16 protein-coding genes are annotated in these 16,072 nt (G+C 71.5%); 9 read left to right on the top strand and 7 right to left on the bottom strand.

Features of this window, described 5'->3' with window-relative positions; translation table 11 throughout:
• Positions 1 to 73: 73 nt before the first annotated feature.
• The gene (locus tag ATL45_RS31545; protein WP_093146077.1) at positions 74 to 1,009 is read left to right on the top strand and encodes a LysR family transcriptional regulator; all 936 of its coding nucleotides are present in this window, start codon (positions 74 to 76) and stop codon (positions 1,007 to 1,009) included.
• Here the strand turns inward: ATL45_RS31545 and ATL45_RS31540 are convergent.
• Both ATL45_RS31540 and ATL45_RS31535 read right to left on the bottom strand, forming a co-directional pair.
• Positions 975 to 2,414, bottom strand: coding sequence for an aldehyde dehydrogenase family protein (locus tag ATL45_RS31540; protein ID WP_093146078.1), 1,440 nt, complete (start codon positions 2,412 to 2,414; stop codon positions 975 to 977). The two genes, ATL45_RS31545 and ATL45_RS31540, sit on opposite strands and share 35 nt — an antisense overlap.
• 105 nt (positions 2,415 to 2,519) lie before the next feature.
• Positions 2,520 to 3,791, bottom strand: a complete 1,272-nt coding sequence (locus ATL45_RS31535; RefSeq protein ID WP_211841338.1) for an MFS transporter — start codon at positions 3,789 to 3,791, stop codon at positions 2,520 to 2,522.
• 70 nt (positions 3,792 to 3,861) lie between these two features.
• Here ATL45_RS31535 and ATL45_RS31530 point away from each other — a divergent pair, with 70 nt between their 5' ends.
• The 3 genes from ATL45_RS31530 to ATL45_RS31520 all read left to right on the top strand — a co-directional run bounded on the left by ATL45_RS31530 (position 3,862) and on the right by ATL45_RS31520 (position 5,903).
• Positions 3,862 to 4,563, top strand: a complete 702-nt coding sequence (locus ATL45_RS31530; RefSeq protein ID WP_177241877.1) for a GntR family transcriptional regulator — start codon at positions 3,862 to 3,864, stop codon at positions 4,561 to 4,563.
• A 130-nt stretch (positions 4,564 to 4,693) separates the two neighbouring features.
• Positions 4,694 to 5,518, top strand: a complete 825-nt coding sequence (locus ATL45_RS31525; RefSeq protein ID WP_211841337.1) for an AraC family transcriptional regulator — start codon at positions 4,694 to 4,696, stop codon at positions 5,516 to 5,518.
• A gap of 4 nt (positions 5,519 to 5,522) precedes the next feature.
• Entirely contained in the window at positions 5,523 to 5,903 is a 381-nt protein-coding gene (locus ATL45_RS31520) for a VOC family protein (RefSeq protein ID WP_093146081.1), read from the top strand.
• 55 nt (positions 5,904 to 5,958) lie between these two features.
• On the opposite strand, the gene ATL45_RS31515 is transcribed toward ATL45_RS31520, so the two are convergent.
• The 3 genes from ATL45_RS31515 to ATL45_RS31505 all read right to left on the bottom strand — a co-directional run bounded on the left by ATL45_RS31515 (position 5,959) and on the right by ATL45_RS31505 (position 8,445).
• Complete coding sequence (locus tag ATL45_RS31515) at positions 5,959 to 7,038, bottom strand: SPFH domain-containing protein (RefSeq protein WP_439332505.1); 1,080 nt, start codon at positions 7,036 to 7,038, stop codon at positions 5,959 to 5,961.
• 82 nt (positions 7,039 to 7,120) lie between these two features.
• Positions 7,121 to 7,552, bottom strand: coding sequence for an NfeD family protein (locus tag ATL45_RS31510; RefSeq protein ID WP_093146083.1), 432 nt, complete (start codon positions 7,550 to 7,552; stop codon positions 7,121 to 7,123).
• A gap of 77 nt (positions 7,553 to 7,629) precedes the next feature.
• A complete protein-coding gene (locus ATL45_RS31505; protein WP_093146084.1) occupies positions 7,630 to 8,445 on the bottom strand; it encodes a DUF3097 domain-containing protein in 816 nt (271 codons plus the stop codon).
• 139 nt (positions 8,446 to 8,584) lie between these two features.
• Between ATL45_RS31505 and ATL45_RS31500 the strand changes: the two genes are divergently transcribed.
• On the top strand, positions 8,585 to 9,358 hold the full coding sequence (locus ATL45_RS31500; RefSeq protein WP_177241905.1) for an Rv1486c family protein: 774 nt from the start codon (positions 8,585 to 8,587) through the stop codon (positions 9,356 to 9,358).
• A 63-nt stretch (positions 9,359 to 9,421) separates the two neighbouring features.
• On the opposite strand, the gene ilvA is transcribed toward ATL45_RS31500, so the two are convergent.
• Positions 9,422 to 10,672 carry a threonine ammonia-lyase IlvA gene (gene ilvA / locus ATL45_RS31495; protein WP_093146086.1) on the bottom strand — a complete coding sequence of 417 codons (1,251 nt, stop codon included), beginning with the start codon at positions 10,670 to 10,672 and terminating at the stop codon, positions 9,422 to 9,424.
• A 99-nt stretch (positions 10,673 to 10,771) separates the two neighbouring features.
• Between ilvA and ATL45_RS31490 the strand changes: the two genes are divergently transcribed.
• On the top strand, positions 10,772 to 11,575 hold the full coding sequence (locus ATL45_RS31490; RefSeq protein ID WP_093146087.1) for a universal stress protein: 804 nt from the start codon (positions 10,772 to 10,774) through the stop codon (positions 11,573 to 11,575).
• A 4-nt stretch (positions 11,576 to 11,579) separates the two neighbouring features.
• Here ATL45_RS31490 and ATL45_RS31485 read toward each other — a convergent pair whose 3' ends face one another.
• Positions 11,580 to 11,975 carry a DUF5313 family protein gene (locus tag ATL45_RS31485; protein WP_093146088.1) on the bottom strand — a complete coding sequence of 132 codons (396 nt, stop codon included), beginning with the start codon at positions 11,973 to 11,975 and terminating at the stop codon, positions 11,580 to 11,582.
• A 155-nt stretch (positions 11,976 to 12,130) separates the two neighbouring features.
• On the opposite strand from ATL45_RS31485, the gene ATL45_RS31480 reads away from it, so the two are divergent.
• The 3 genes from ATL45_RS31480 to ATL45_RS31470 all read left to right on the top strand — a co-directional run bounded on the left by ATL45_RS31480 (position 12,131) and on the right by ATL45_RS31470 (position 15,745).
• Positions 12,131 to 13,417 carry a nickel pincer cofactor-dependent isomerase, group 22 gene (locus ATL45_RS31480; protein WP_093146089.1) on the top strand — a complete coding sequence of 429 codons (1,287 nt, stop codon included), beginning with the start codon at positions 12,131 to 12,133 and terminating at the stop codon, positions 13,415 to 13,417.
• Between the two features lie 159 nt (positions 13,418 to 13,576).
• Complete coding sequence (locus ATL45_RS31475) at positions 13,577 to 14,116, top strand: GNAT family N-acetyltransferase (RefSeq protein ID WP_093146090.1); 540 nt, start codon at positions 13,577 to 13,579, stop codon at positions 14,114 to 14,116.
• 222 nt (positions 14,117 to 14,338) lie between these two features.
• Positions 14,339 to 15,745, top strand: coding sequence for an LCP family protein (locus ATL45_RS31470; protein WP_246025662.1), 1,407 nt, complete (start codon positions 14,339 to 14,341; stop codon positions 15,743 to 15,745).
• Positions 15,746 to 16,072 lie beyond the last annotated feature (327 nt).

Raw genomic sequence — 16,072 nt, 5'->3', positions numbered from 1 at the left:
TCAAGGCATGCCCGACCAGCACCACAGCAGCCCCCACCGCGGAAACCAACCCGCACCCACCCACCCCGGCGGAATGACCCCACCCGACACCGAATCGCTGCGCCTGCTCGTCGGAGTCGCCGAACTCGGCAGCATCGGCGCCGCCGCGGCCGAACTCCAGGTCAGCCAACCCTCCGCCAGCAAAAGACTCAGCCGCCTCGAACGCCAACTCGGCCTCCCCCTGCTCCAACGCACCCGCCAGGGCTGCACCCTCACCCCCGCCGGAACCATGGTCTGCGACTGGGCCCGCCAAGTCCTCGCCCACATCGACGGCCTCATGAGCGGCGTCCGCGCACTCCGCGCCCAGCAGAAATCCACCCTCCGCGTCGCCGCCAGCATGACCATCGCCGAATACCTCGTCCCCCGCTGGCTCAGCCGACTCCGCACCGCACTGCCCGACGTGCACCTCGAACTCGACGTCACCAACTCCGCCGCCGTCGCCGACGCCGTCCGCCACGACAACGCCGACATCGGCTTCATCGAAACCCCACAACCACCCGAGGGCGTCTCCGTCCGCTACGTCACCCGCGACCACATGATCGTCGTCGCCCCACCCGGACACCCCTGGACCCGCCTGCGCCGACCACTGACCCCCACCGAACTCGCCGCCACCCCGCTCATCGTGCGCGAACACGGCTCCGGCACCCGCGAAACCCTGCACCGCGCCCTCACCGACACCGGCACCGAACCCGTCACCCCGCTGCTCGAACTCCGCTCCACCACCGCAGTCCGCAACTCCGTCGTCGCAGGCGCGGGCCCCGCCGCCCTCAGCGTCCTGGCCGTGGCCACCGACCTCGCCGAACACCGCCTCGTCGAAATCCCCGTCGCCGACCTCGACCTGCGCCGACCCCTGCACGCCGTCTGGCGAGCCGGACTCCGCCTCACCGGCTCCGCCGCCGCCCTGCTCGCCATCGCCACCCGCGACCAGCAGCAGATCAACCCTCGTCCCACGCCGACATCACGTGCTTGATCCGGCTGTACTCCGCCAACCCGTAACGCCCGAAATCACGCGCCGAAGCCGAGTGCTTGAACCCGCTGTGCGGCATCTCCGCCACCAGCGGATGGTGCGCGTTGACCCACACCGTGCCCGCCTGCAAACCGCGCGACACCCGCATCGCCCGCCCGTGATCCCGCGTCCACACACTGGCCGCCAACCCGTACCGCACCCCGTTGGCCAGCTCCACCGCCTCCCGCTCACCCTCGAAACGCTGCACCGTCACCACCGGCCCCAGCACCTCGTTCTGCACCAGCTCATCGTCCTGAACCACATCGGCCACCACCGTCGCCTCGTGGAAGAACCCCCGCTCACCCCGACGACCACCACCCACCAGCACCCGCGCATGCGCCGGCAACCGCGCCAGATGCGCCTGCACCAGCTCCAGCTGACCGAGACTGTTCAACGGCCCGAACGACGCATCCGGATCCTGCGGCGGCCCCGGCCGCATCACCCCGGCCCACCGCACCAACTCCTCCACCAGCTCCTCGTACACCCCCGCACCCACCAGCACCCGGCTCGCCGCCGTGCAGCTCTGCCCCGCATTGCCGAACGCCGCCACCGCGATCCCCCGCGCCGCCCGCACCACATCCGCATCGTCGAACACCACCGCAGGCGCCTTACCGCCCAGCTGCAGGTGCGCACGCTTGAGATCAGCAGCCGCCGACCCCGCCACCTCCATCCCCGACCGCACCGTGCCCGTGATCGAGAACATCCCCGGCACCTCGTGCGCCACCATCGCCCGGCCGCTGTCCCGATCACCGCAGATCAAGTTCAGCACCCCCGCCGGCAACCGCTCCCCCGCGATCTCCACCAGCAACGCCGAACTCACCGGCGTCGTCTCCGCCGGCTTGAGCACCACCGTGTTCCCGGCCGCCAACGCCGGAGCCCACTTCGCCACCGCCAGCAACAGCGGATGCGTCCACGACGTCACCTGCGCGCACACCCCGATCGGCTCGCGCCGCGTGAACGAAGTCAGCCCCGGCTCGTACTCACCACCCGCACCGTCCTCCTGCACCCGCGCCGCCCCCGCGTAGAAGCGGATCAGATCCACCGCCCGCGGCAACTCGTCATCGCGCACCACCGACCACGGCTTGCCGGTGTTGCGGCACTCCGCCAGCACCAGCTCCTCCGCGCGCTCCTCCACCGCATCGGCCACCTCCAGCAGCACCTGCTGCCGCTGCCGCGGCGTGCTCTGCGACCACGACGCGAACGCCGCGGCCGCCACCGACATCACCGCGTCCACATCCATCCACCGGGTCAGCGGACTGGTGCCGTACTCCTCACCGGTGCTCGGATCGACCAACGGCAGGGTCTCCCCCGCCAGCGTCCCCACCGGTTCGCCGCCGACGTAGTTGTGCAGTTCCAGCCCCGCGGTCAACAACAACCTCCATCGCTGGGCCGACCGCCCATGGCCGACCGGTGGCACGTCCGCCGCCCGACCCTAACCGCACCACCGCACCCGTGGGGAGCACAACACCGCGCGCTACCGCCGGTCCCGCAACAACCACTGAGCCGCGGTACCCACCGCCAGCAGCACCAGCACCGGCGCGAACGCCCACCGGTAGGCCTGCACCGCGGGCAGGAACGACACGAACTGCAGCACTCCGCCCACCAGCAGCTGGACCAGCACCGCCGCGCTGAAACCACCCATGTTGACCACACCCGAAGCGGTCCCGGACCGGTGCTCGGCGTTGGCCATCCGCGCCCCGTCGAAGGCCAGCATCGCCGCACCACCACCGACACCGATGATCACCAGCGCCGCCACCAGCAACGGCATCGGCAGCACACCCGGCCACGCCACCAGCAGCGCCCACACCGCCACCACCGCGCACGACAGCCCCAGGCTGAACCGGTCGCGGCGCACCGGATCGCCGGAGATGAACTGTCCCGAGAACCAGGAACCCGCGATGAAACCCACCACGCTGATCAGCAGCAGCGACCCGACCTCGGCCTGACCGTGGCCCTGCGACTCGGTCAGCCACGGCCCGCCCCACAACGTCGTCACCGCGACGAACTGCGCCATCAGCACGAAGTGCACCCAGAAGGAGTGCTTGGTGCCCCGCTGCGCGATGACGTGCCGCAACGTGTGCGCGATCCGCTCCGGCGCCGGCGCCGGTGCGCCGGCGACCGCGGCGTGGTCCGGCCGGTCGCGGATCGCCAGCGCCGCGACGACCGCGAGCCCCGCGGTCAGCACCGCGGCACCGGCGAACGTGGGCACCCAGCCGATGCTGTGCAGAGCCAGCCCCAGCGGCAGCGTGGAGACGATCTGCCCCAGCCCACCGGCCAGACCGGTGATCGCCGCGACCTTGCCGAACTTGTGCGGCGGGAACCAGTGCGCGGCCAGCCGCAGCACGTTGGTGAACATGAACGCGTCGCCGAAGCCGATCAGCATCCGCCCGGCGATACCGCCGACGATCGACCCGCTCACCGCGAACACCGCCGATCCCGCGGCCAGCGCCACCATGCCGCCGGTGATCACCTTCCGCGGCCCCAGCCGGTCGGCCAGCAGCCCGGACGGCACCTGCAGCGCCAGGTAGATGCCCAGCTGCAGGGCCGAGAACAGCGACAGCATCGCCGGGCCGATCGCGAATCGCTGCAACGCCTCCGGCGCGGCGACGCCCAGGCTGGCTCGGTGGAACAGTGCGGCGCAGTAGCAGATCGCGCCGATCCCCCACACCAGCCACGCCGTGCGCGATGAGGTGCTGTGTTCGGCCCGCGCACCTGCGGGGTGCGGGGCCGTGGCCGTGCCGGACAACTCGGAACTCCTCTCCCGGAAAATCTTGTATCCACCATAGATACAAGTTGGGTGGAAGTACGATGACCTCGTGTCGAGCGCAACACCACGCGAAACCGTGTCCTCCACCACTCCCGAGGCGCCCGCCGCCGACCGCGCCTACCAGCACGTCAAGGCCGGGCTCCTGGACGGCAGCTACCCGGACGGCGAACTGCTGTCCGAGGGCGAAGTGGCCGGCGCGCTGCAGATGTCCCGCACACCGGTGCGCGAGGCCTTCCTGCGCCTGCAGACCGAGGGCTTCCTGCGGCTCTACCCGAAGCGCGGCGCACTGGTCGTGCCGGTCACCGCACCCGAAGCACGCGCCGTGGTGGAGGCCCGCCTGGCCCTGGAGAGCTTCGCCATCGACAAGCTCGCCATGCAGGGCCAGGACGCCATGACCGCAGTCGGCGACGAACTGGCCGCGCACCCGGCCTGCGACACCGCCGAGCTCAGCGACGCGGGCATGCACGAAGCCGACCGGGCCTTCCACGCCACGCTGGTCGCCGCCGCAGGCAACTCCGTGGTCGCCGACCTCTACAACGCGCTGCGCGACAAGCAGATGCGCATCACCGCCACCGCCCGCACCCACACCGCCCGGCCCCGGATCACCCACCAGCACGCCCAGCTCGCGGCGGCACTGCGGGACGGCGACGCGGACCTGGCCAAAGCCCGGCTGCGCGAGCACCTGCTCGGCACCGTCCGCGCCTTCGGCATCGCCGGTGGCCCTTACCTCGATCCGGATTCCGAGCTCTGAAGCGGTTTTTTAGTTGTTTGTGCGGTGGTGCGGGAGTTGTAGGTTTAATTTCACTCAACACTGAAATCATCGACGCTACAGAACTTCATTCCCGGCCGCCGGTGTCGGCGGGACCGCCTAACCTCTGGTCGTGGCTCCGTCGCAGTACGTCCAGGCAGCCCCGCCACCACGCCTGCGGGCGCTGATCAGCGACATCAGCGGGTACCGGGTGCATTCCGCGCCCGGCGTGCACCACGGCCTGCCCTCCGCCAGCCTGACGGTGATCATCACGCTGGCGGAGACCGTGGACGTCACCTTCGACACCGGGCACCGCGTCTCCTGCACGACGCTCGTCGGCGGACTGCACAGCAAACCCGCCCAGATCGAGCACAGCGGGTACCAGCACGGCATCCAGCTCGGCCTCACCCCGCTCGGCGCACGAGCACTGCTGGGCGTGCCCGCGGGCGAACTCGCCGACACCGGCACCCACCTGGAGGACCTGCTCGGCCCGGCCGCCACCGAACTCACCGAGCGACTGCGGTCGGCGGGCACTTGGAGCCAGCGCTTCGAGCTGCTCTGCGACGCGCTCCACCGCCTCGCCGCCCCGGCGCACCCGCCCTCCCCCGAACTGGCCTGGGCCTGGCGGCGGATGACCGAGACCGACGGGCACATCCCCATCGCGGACCTGGCGGGCGAAGTGGGCTGGAGCCGCCAGCACCTCGGCGCCCGGTTCCGCCGCGAGTTCGGCCCCTCCCCCAAGCTCCTCGGCCGCGTGCTGCGCTTCCAGGCCGCCCGCCGCCGGCTCATCGCCGGCAGGTCGAACGGCCTGGCCGGCCTCGCCGCCGACTGCGGCTACACCGACCAGGCCCACTTCAACCGCGACTGGCGGGAGTTCACCGGAACGACCCCTTCGCGGTGGATCGCCGAGGAACTTCCATTCGTCCAAGGCGCGCAGCACCTCGGCACCGCATCCTGAGGCCATGACGACCGGAATCTGGCCCCTGATCCCCTACGCCGACAAGAAAGCGGGCATCCGCTTCCTCGTCGAGGCGTTCGGCTTCGAAGAAACCCTGATCGTGCCCGGCGACAACGGCGAGATCGCGCACGCCGAACTCCGCTGGCCGCACGGCGGCGGCATCATGATCGGCACCTGCGACCCGGAAAGCCCGTTCGCCCAGCAGAAGGGCTCCGCGAGCAACTACGTGGTCACCGACGACATCGACGCGCTCTACGCACGCGCGCTGGACGCAGGCGCCGAATCGCTCTACGCGCCCCGGGACCAGGACTACGGCTCACGCGACTTCGTGGTGCGCGACCCCGAAGGCAACCTCTGGAGCTTCGGCACCTACGGCGGAAGCTGAGAAGACGAACGAGGGCGCCCACTCCGCGAGTGGGCGCCCTCAACAGGTTCAGCTATCAGCTGGGCTGCTCCGGCGGCGGGATCTGCCCGGCACCGAGCGTCGGGCTCGGCACCTCCTTGCGGGCCACCGCCTCAGCGGCGCGCACCGCCTCGGCGACCTCCGGCGTGGTCGAGGTGTCGAACCAGGCCTTGACCGACTCCTCTTCCTCCTCCGGCGCGTGCGTCGGCGGCTCCTCCTGCGGCGGCTCGTAGCGGAACACGCCGTCGTCGCCGGGCGCCCCGAGCATCCGCGCGAAGCCCTCCAGGGACTTGCCGAACTCGCTGGGCACCACCCACACCTTGTTCGCGTCGCCCTGCGCCATCTGCGGCAGCGTCTGCAGGTACTGGTAGGCCAGCAGCTCCGGAGTGGGCTTGCCGCGCTTGACCGCCGCGAAGACCTTCTCGATCGCCTTGGCCTGACCCTGCGCCTGCAGGTACCGGCTGGCCCGCTCACCCTGCGCCCGCAGGATGCTCGACTGCCGGTCCGCCTCCGCGGCCAGGATCGCGGCCTGCTTCTGACCCTCGGCCGCCAGGATCGCGGCCTGCTTCTGACCCTCGGCCGTCTTGATCGACGACTCCCGGGCACCCTCGGCGTTGAGGATCATCGCGCGCTTCTCCCGGTCGGCGCGCATCTGCTTCTCCATCGAGTCCTGGATGGACGGCGGCGGATCGATCGCCTTCAGCTCGACCCGCGCGACCCGGATGCCCCACCGGCCGGTCTCCTGGTCCAGCACCCCGCGCAGCTGCGTGTTGATCGCATCGCGCGAGGTCAGCGTCTCCTCCAGGCTCATCGAGCCGACCACGTTGCGCAGCGTCGTGGTGGTCAGCTGCTCCACCGCGACGATGTAGTTGGAGATCTCGTAGACCGCCGAACGCGAGTCGGTGACCTGGAAGTACACCACGGTGTCGATCGACACCGTCAGGTTGTCCTGGGTGATCACCGGCTGCGGCGGGAACGACACCACCTGCTCGCGCAGGTCGATCTTGGCCCGCACCCTGTCCAGGAACGGCACCAGGAAGGTCAGCCCGGGCTCGGCCACCGACCGGAACTTGCCGAGGCGTTCGATCACGGCCGACTGCGCCTGCGGCACCACCATCACCGACTTCACCGCGATGATCAGCACCAGCAGTACGACGACCACCAGCACGATCAGTCCGCCAAACTCCACCCTCATCTCCTCACAGCTCGGCCGACACCACTGCCGTCGCGCCCGCGATCTCGATCACCGTGACGGTCTGACCCGCCTCGATGACCTGCGTCTCGTCCAACGCCCGCGCCGACCACACCGCACCGTCGATGCGCACCTGCCCACCATGGACATCCACTGTGGATTCCGCCACCGCTCGCTTGCCCACCAGCGCGTCCACATTGGTCTTGAGCTCCAGCGGGTTGTGCAACCGCCGCTTGAGCGCCGGACGCGCGATGAAGATCAACCCCAACCCCAGGACCGCGAAGACCACCGCGTCCACCGGCAACGGCGCTCCCAGCGCGGAGGAACCGGCCGCGGCCAGCGCCGCGGCGCCGAGCATGACCAGGACGAACTCACCGGAGAGGACCTCAGCGGCGATCAGCAGCACCCCGGCGATCAACCACAGCAGCGCGGGCGTCATACCTCCATGGTGTCAGACCGCCGAGGGCCACGACGCCACATCGGAGCGGCGTGATCAATGTGTGACTTCTGTCCGGTTCACCGGCCCGGCGAATCCGCCGTCACGAAGTCGATCAGCTGCTCCACCGCCGCCAGCAGCGGCGCCTCCACATCGCGGAAGCCCGAGACCGCGGCCAGCACCCGCCGCCACCCGTCGGCCGGCTCGCCCCAGCCCAGCTCCGCGCACACGCCCTGCTTCCAGTCGGTACCGCGCGGCACCCGCGGCCACGCCGCGATCCCCACCGCCTGCGGCTTGACCGCCTCCCAGATGTCCACGAACGGGTGACCGGTGATGAGCACGTGCGGATCGTCGATCCCCGCCACCAACCGCGACTCCTTGCTGCCGGACACCAGGTGGTCGACCAGCACCCCCACCCGGTGCCCCGGGCCGGGACCGAACTCGGCGAGCAGGCCGGGCAGGTCGTCGACACCGTGCAGCGGCTCCACCACCACGCCCTCGACCCGCAGATCGTGCCCCCAGATCCGCTCCACCAGCTCCGCGTCGTGCAGGCCCTCCACCCAGATGCGGCTGCCCCGCGCGGTGCGCGCCCGCAGCCCCTCCACGCGCACCGAACCCGACGCCGACCGCCCGGTCCTGCCCGGCGCCGCGGCGCGCACCGGCACCAGCGTCACCGGCTTGCCCTCGTGCAGGAACGCCGCCGGGCGCAGCGGGAACAACCGCTGCTTGCCGTGCCGGTCCTCCAGCACCACGTTGTTCTTCTCCACCCGCAGCACCGCACCGCAGAACCCGCTGGCCGGGTCCTCCACCACCAGCCCGGGTTCGGCGGGGATCTCGGGCACCTTCTTGCGGCGCGGGCCCGCGAGGACGTCCCTGCCGTAGTCAACCGAACGCACGAGGCCTGACGTTAATCCGATCGAGCGGCCCGCGGGGAGCGGCGCGCCGCGCCGAGCAGATCACACTCCCCCTCCCCCCGGCGCGCATTCCGCGACCGGGTCCGTACCCTTTCTCGACGTGCCTTGCCCAAGCGCCACCATGGTTGTCTGGACGTCCGCCTGGCTGCACGGTGCAGCCGCATCGGACGACGTGCTCGACGCCCTGCAGACCTGGGCCGAATCGCAGGAAGTCCGCGCCGCCGACGAAGAGCTGGCCGCGCGACTGGACCTCCCCGGCCCGCACGACACCCCCGCCGGTCCCGCGCTGCTGCTGGCCGCGCTGCGCAAGGCGGGCGCCGCCAACGGCGAACTCGTCCTGCCGGTCCCCGGCGATGCCCGCGGACTGGGCGGATCGAGCCCGTTCGCCAAGCTGGCCATGCGCATCGGCGAAGCCGCCGTGCTGCCCGAGGCCGGCCTCGGCCTGGTCCCCGAACGCATCGCCGAAGGCATCCTGCGCTGGACGGTCTTCGGCATCGGCGAGCTGCCCCCGGCCGAACACCTGCCCATCGGCGAAGCCGAGCACGGCATGGCCTCGGCGATGCGCGAAGCCGCCACCGCGCTCATCGAGCTCGGCGTCGCCAAGCAGCGCCCCGGCGTGCGCGAGGAGATCGCCGCGACCGTCGCCGCCCGCCCGGCCCCCGACTGGCCCGAGGACATCCCCCAGCGCACCCTGCGAATCCTGCAGCGCGCCGCGGAGGTCGAAGCGATCCTGTGGGTGGCCACCGACGACTCCCCCGGCGGCGCCCTGTCGGCCTCGGCGATCCGCGCCCGCACCGACGCGCTGCGCCCGCTGTTCGACGCGGTCCGCGCGGCACGCCGCGCCTCGATCGCCGAAATGGTCCGAGCCCTCTCCGACCGCGCGACCCAGTCCTGACCGAACGACGAGAGCGCCTTCCGCCGGTTCGGCGGAAGGCGCTCTCGTCAGCTCAAGGCCGGTTCACACCAGGAACGAGAACAGCGGCGAGCCCGGGGACACCTGCTCGATCTGCAGCGGGGATTCCTTCATCCGGCGCAGCAGCCCGTCCAGCTCGTCAGCGCGGTCCAGCTCGATGCCCACCAGCGCCGGGCCGGTCTCCCGGTTGTTCTTCTTGACGTACTCGAAGGCCACGATGTCCTGACCGTCGTCAAGCACGTCGTCCAGGAAGTGCCGCAGCGCACCCGGCTCCTGCGGGAACGTGACCAGGAAGTAGTGCCGCAGACCCTCGTGCACCAGGGAGCGCTCCACGACCTCCCCGTAGCGGCTCAGGTCGTTGTTGCCGCCCGAGACCACGCACACCACCGGCCCCTGCACGGGGCGCTCCAGCGGAAGCCTGGCCGCCGCGCTGGCCAGCGCACCGGCGGGCTCGGCGATGATGCCCTCCGTCTGGTAGAGCTCGATCATCTCGGTGCACACCGCACCTTCGGGCACCGCCACGATCTCGTCGACCAGCTCGCGCACCACCTGGAAGCCCAGCTCACCGACGCGGCCGACCGCCGCACCGTCGACGAAGGTGTCCACCCCGGGCAGCGCCACCGGACCACCGTGCTCCAGCGCCGCGCGCATGCTCGCGGCCCCGGCGGGCTCGGCCCCCACCACCCGGACCTCCGGGAAGTGCTCCTTGAGCCACAGCACCACGCCCGCCAGCAGCCCACCACCGCCGACCGGCACGATCACCGTGTCCACCGGGCCGTCGTGCTGCTCGGCGATCTCCAGACCCACAGTGCCCTGCCCCGCGATGGTGCGCGGGTCGTCGAAGGGGTGCACGTAGACGGCACCGGTGCGCTCGCTGTCCTGCCGGGACGCCTCGCTGGCCTCGTCGAAGGAGCTGCCGACGATCACCGGCTGCACCCACTCGCCACCGATCTGGGCGATCCGGCGCCGCTTCTGCCGGGGCGTGTTCGCCGGGAGGTACACCCGGCCCTGGATCTCGAGCTCCCGGCAGGCGAAAGCCACGCCCTGCGCGTGGTTGCCGGCGCTCGCGCACACCACACCGCGCTCGCGCTCCTCGGAGTTCAGCGAGGAGATCAGGTTGTAGGCACCGCGGACCTTGTACGAACGGCAGACCTGCATGTCCTCGCGCTTGAAGCGCACTGGCACGCCGAGCTCGCCGCTCAGCCGGCCGCTGATCTCCAGCGGCGTGCGCCGGACCACCTGCCGCAGGCGGGTACCGGCTCGGAAGATCGCTGCGGGACTCAACTCTTCGGCCACCTAACGATACTAAAGCCGCAGGTCGATCCGAGTGCGCTCGGGTGCTGCCCCACCACGGAGCGCGCACACTGGACCGCAGGTGCCTAGGGGGCGGTCGCGATGGCCAGGACCAGATCCGTCGTGGTGGGCGTCGACGGCTCGCCGCCGTCGGTGCGAGCGGCGCTGTGGGCCGGGGCCGAAGCCGTGCGGACCGGCCTGCCGCTGCACCTGCTGCAGGTCGACGGCGCACCGGCGGGTCACACCATCGACGAGCTGACCGGGAAGTGCCGCAAAGCGATCCCCGAGCTCGTCGTCACCGGCGAGGTCACCGCCGGGCACCCGGCCCAGGAGCTGGTGCGCCGCAGCGCCGAAGCGCAGCTCGTGGTCGTCGGCTCGCACGGGCACGGCGCGTTCCGGGAGGCGCTGCTCGGATCGACCAGCACCTCCCTGGCCGCGCACGCCCGATGCCCCGTCGTGGTGGTGCGCGGCGAACCCCGCACCGCCGGTCCCGTGGTCGTCGGTGTCGACGACTCCCCCGGCAGCCATGCCGCGCTGCAGCACGCCTTCGACCACGCGGCGCACAGGCGCACCGAGCTCATCGCGGTGCAGGCCCTGCCGGACGCGCACTTCAGCGCCGACGTCTACCCTGCTCCGGATCCGCGCGAGATCCGCACTCGTGCCGACTTGCACCTGGCCGAGCAGCTCGCCGGCTGGTGCGCCGACTACCCCGACGTCCCGGTGCACCGCGACGTGGCCAACCAGCACCCGGTCACCGCGCTGTGCCACGCCGCGGAATCCGCCCAGCTGCTGGTCGTGGGACACCGAGGACGCGGCGGTTTCGCCGGGCTGCTGCTCGGTTCGGTCGCTCACGGCGTCCTGCACCACGCGCCCTGCCCGGTCGCCGTGGTGCGCACCGCGCGCTGACCGATCACTCCGGCGGCTGCCGCCAGACCGCCTTGTACCGCTCGGCTGCGTCGGCATCGCGCTGCCTGCGCACCGCGGAGCCGTGGCCGGGCGGGAAGCCGTAGCCGACCAGCCGCGAGTTGACGCTGTCCACCGAGTTGGTCAGCACGATGCGGGCCACCACCAGCAGGCCCAGCAGCAGTGCTCCGGCCGCGATCGGCCACGCCCCGCCGAGCACGCCCAGCGCCACGAACAGCAGCGCCCCCAGCGGGGCGATCTGGATCAGCCCCCGGACGAGCACGCGCAGCACCCAGGTCCGGCAGGTGGCGTCGTGCAGCACCCAATCGCGGTACTGCTCGGGCAGCCTGCCGCCGAGCTGGTAGTACAACCACCGCGCGGGACCGGGACGCTTGACGGGCACCCGCCCAGCTTACGTCGCGGCCCACCACGGCCGGCCGCCCGGGAATCGAGCATCCACAGTGGACCTCCGGAGGCGCGGACGAGGGCTTCCGCGGGCCTGTTCGGCGTGGCACCATCGCGCGGTCGATCGATCCGACCGGAGGAAGGATCTGCCGCATGTTCAACGTCGAAGAGGTCCGGTTGACCGGAGCCGGCACCGAGCTGCCCAGGATGATCCCGGTCGAGCAGCGCTTCACCGCGACGGCCGTGGCGGACCTGGAGGGCGCCATCCGCGCCCAGGTCGCCGAGCACGACCGCACCCACCCGGTCAGCGGCAAGCGCATCGCGATCACCGCGGGCAGCCGCGGCATCGCCCGGATCGACCGCATCGTGGCCACCCTGGTCGACGCCCTGGCCGGCTGCGGTGCCAAGCCGTTCGTGGTGCCCGCGATGGGCAGCCACGGCGGCGGCACCGCGGCGGGCCAGCGGCAGGTCCTCGCCGAGTACGGCATCACCGAGGAGCGCATCGGCGCACCGATCGTCTCCTCCATGGACACCGTGGTGGTCACCGAGCTGCCCGACGGCACGCCGGTGCACTTCGACGCCGAAGCCGCCCGCGCCGACGGCGTCGTCGTGCTCGGCCGGGTCAAACCGCACACCGACTTCCGCGGCACCCACGAGAGCGGCCTGGCCAAGATGATCGCCATCGGGCTGGGCAAGCACCGCGGCGCGACCACCCTGCACACCCACGGCTTCGGGGCGTTCCACTCCCTCATCCCGGCGGTGGCCGAGGCGGTGCTGCGGGTGGTGCCGATCGAGTTCGGGCTGGCCGTGGTGGAGAACGCCTACGAGGACGTCGCCCGGCTCGAACTGGTGCCGCCCGGTGAACTGCTGGAGCGTGAGGCCGAGCTGCTGGTGGAGGCCAAGCGCTTGATGCCGAAGCTGCTGATGTCCGACATCGACGTGCTGGTCGTCGACGAGATCGGCAAGGACATCAGCGGCGCCGGGATGGACCCCAACATCACCGGCCGCTCCCCCGTCAGCACCGACGGATTCCGCGCCGTGCCGATCAAGCGGGTGGTGGTGCTCGGGCTGACCGCGCACACCAACGGCAACGCCTGCGGACTCGGCCTGGCCGACGTGACCACCCAGCGCTGCCTGGACCAGATCGAGTTCGGGTCGTTCTACACCAACTCGCTGACCTCCGGCGTGCCCGAAGGAGCCCGCATCCCGATGGCGCTGGCCACCGACCGCGACGCGATCGCGGCCGCGCTGCACATGTCCCGCGGCCCGCACGACCGCCCGGCGAAGATCGTGCGCATCCGCAACACGCTGTCGATGCCGCACGTCGAGGTCTCCGAGGCGTACGCGCAGGAGGTCGCCGAGCACCCGGACCTGAAGGCGGTCGGCGAACCGCACGACTGGGCCTTCGACGCCACCGGCACGCTCCCGCCGCTGGGCTGATCTGTGCTCCCGGCTGGTTTTCGGTTTGCCCGCGAGGCTTAATTTCACTCAACACTGAAGTGATAGACGTAAGGAAAAATTGACTGCTCCCGGGCCGCCGCGACGTGGTGCCGGAACTAAAATCGGATGGTTCTCCCCAGCGCGAAGGCGAGGGACGCCATGCAGCCTCCCCTGACCACCGAACGACTGATCGTGCGCGACTGGACCGACAGCGACGCCGACGTGCAGGCCGCGCTCGCGCTCTACGGAAGGCCCGAGGTGACCGAGTGGCTCACCCCGGTCATCGCCAACGTCGCCGACCTCGCCGCGATGCGCGCCGTGGTGCACTCCTGGCTCGAGTCGCAGCCCAACCTGGTGCCGCCGACCGGCAGGTGGGCGATGCAGCGCCGCTCCGACGACGTGGTGGTCGGCGGGCTGGTGCTGCGGATGCTGCCGCCCTACGACCACGACCTGGAACTGACCTGGCAGCTGCGCCCCGAGGCGTGGGGATCCGGCTACGCCACCGAGGCCGCGACCGCGCTGCTGCACTGGGCGTTCAGCTACGACATCGACGCGGTGTTCGCGCTGGCCCGGCCGGACAACACGCGGGCGATATCCACCGCGCGGCGCATCGGCATGGAGTGGGTCGGCGAGACGACCAAGTACTACGACACGGCGCTGCAGGTCTACCGCATCCGGCAGGGCGACCTGCCCGGATGAATCCACAGTGGACCACCTCGGTGATCACCCTGCGTCGCGAAAGTCGCCGCTATCGGATGATCCGCCCCGAGCCCCGAACAGTGCGATCCTGGAACGGGTTTTCGACCCTCGCAGCACCAGCACCCAGCCGGAGGGACCTTGCCGCCCCAGACCAGGACGACGTACCGCCACCCCACTCCCCCGCGCCGCCCGGCCCCGCCCCGGCCGAACACCGCAGTGCGCGTGGCGGTGACGATGCTGTCCGTGCTGGTGCTGGTGGTGACCGGTTACGGCTGGAGCAACTACCGGGACCTGCTCAACGGGCTGGCCACCAGCGACGTCACCGACGGCGCCGGAGCCGACGGGGCCATCGACATCCTGCTGGTCGGCATGGACAGCCGCACCGACGCGCACGGCAACCCGCTGCCCGCCGAGGTGCTGCGCGAACTGCGCGCGGGCGAGAACGACGCGGCGCTGACCGACACCATCATCCTGCTGCACATCCCCAACGACGGGTCCAGCGCGACCGGGTTCTCCTTCCCGCGCGACTCCTACGTGCACATGCCCGGCCACGGCCGGCACAAGATCAATTCCGCGTACTCGCGCGGCCGGGAGACCGCGGTCGCCGCGGAGACCAAGCGCGGCGCCACCGACGCGGCCCACCTGGCGCGCACCGGCGGTGACGCCGGGCGCAAGCTGCTGGTGCGCACCGTGGAACAGCTGACCGGGGTGTCCGTCGACCACTACGCCGAGGTCAACCTGCTCGGGTTCGCCCGCATCACCGAGGCCGTCGGCGGTGTCCCGGTGTGCCTGGTGGCGGCGACGAAGGACAGCTACTCGGGGGCGAACTTCCGCGCCGGGCCGCAGACCATCTCCGGCCCGGACGCGCTGGCGTTCGTCCGGCAGCGGCACGGGCTGCCGCGCGGCGACCTCGACCGCGTGGTGCGCCAGCAGGCCTTCCTGTCCGGCCTGACGCAGTCGATGCTCTCCGGCGGTGTGCTGGCCAACCCGGCGCGGTTGCGGGACCTGATCGGATCGGTGCAGGACTCGGTGGTGCTGGACCGCGACTGGGACGTGCTCGCCTTCGCCGAGCGGATGCGCGGGCTGGCCGGCGGCGCCGTCCGGTTCACCACCATCCCGATCGAGGACCCCGAGTACGACACCCCCGACGACGGCCAGGCGATCCTGGTCGACCCGCGCGCGGTCCGCGCGGCCGTCAACCAGACCATCAACCCCTCGGCTCCGCAGCCACCGAACGATGAGACCGGCGCGGCCACTGTGGACGTGCTCAACGCGACGCGGACCGCAGGCCTGGCGCAGCGGGTGCGCTCGGAGCTGTCCGACCGCGGCGTCGACGTCGGCAAGGTCGGCAACACCGGCTCCCGCGACACCTCCGTCGTCCGGTACGCGCCGGACGCCACTGCCACCGCCGCTCAGGTGGCTTCGCTGCTCGGCGGGCTGCCGACCGAGGAGAGCGGATCCCTGTCGCGCGGCCGCGTCCAGGTGCTCATCGGCAGCGACTACCGCGGCCCGGCAGCACCGGGGTTCGCACCGCCGCAGGCCGTCTCGCTCGACGGCCCGGCCCGGCAGCAGAGCAGCGCACCGGAGCCCGAAACGATCACCGCGGACGGCATCCCCTGCGTCAACTGAGCACCGGGTTGCGCTGAGTCGCCGCCCGGCCAACGGGTTTTGAGGCCGATCGGTGGTGAGGCAGCCCCCTCGCCCGTCTCACCACCGACCGCCGGTGGCCAACCCCCCGCCGAGGGCTTCGCCCAGACCTCTGCGCCGGTGGTGCGTCGGCGGCCATCTCGTGAACCGGCGGCTGAAAACTCAACAGCCCCAGCATCGTCGAGAGCCGGGTCTGGAACGGGTCCACCGCTGGTTGAGACTACGCCGAGGTCCAGACCGCCGCGAGCCACCGGCACGCCCGCGGTGGGCGGCCGCGCACGCAGGACCACCGTTCCGGGGCGGCGGTTT

The sequence above is a fragment of the Saccharopolyspora antimicrobica genome, assembly GCF_003635025.1.
GTDB lineage: Bacteria > Actinomycetota > Actinomycetes > Mycobacteriales > Pseudonocardiaceae > Saccharopolyspora > Saccharopolyspora antimicrobica.
This window is presented reverse-complemented; position numbering and strand designations above follow the sequence as displayed.